At 37.1% G+C, this 291-nt stretch carries 1 protein-coding gene; it reads left to right on the top strand.

The features are described 5' to 3' along the window. Positions 1 to 291: plasmid recombination protein (locus tag FE392_RS20095; RefSeq protein ID WP_319931893.1), on the top strand; the 291-nt coding region annotated here is incomplete at both ends.

Here is a 291-nt window from a genome sequence, read left to right on the forward strand (position 1 = left end):
CGGTCATTCATAATGATGAGGCAAGCCCTCATATGCATTTGAATTTCGTACCTGTGGCGAGTGGATATAAGCGAGGACTTGAAAAGCAAGTATCATTTGATCGAGCGATTACGCAACAAGATCCAAGGTTAGATAAAACTCGTCCTTTTGATGATTGGCGAGAAAAAGAGGTTAATTTGTTAGGCGAAATGTTAAAAGAGCGTAGTATTGAACGAAAAATTGTTGGCACAAATGATTATAAAGATGTTCGTGAATACAAAGAGAGAAAAGATTTACAAAGAGAAATTCAGC

This window comes from Xenorhabdus santafensis (assembly GCF_033949405.1).
In the GTDB taxonomy this organism is placed as follows: Bacteria; Pseudomonadota; Gammaproteobacteria; order Enterobacterales; family Enterobacteriaceae; genus Xenorhabdus; species Xenorhabdus santafensis.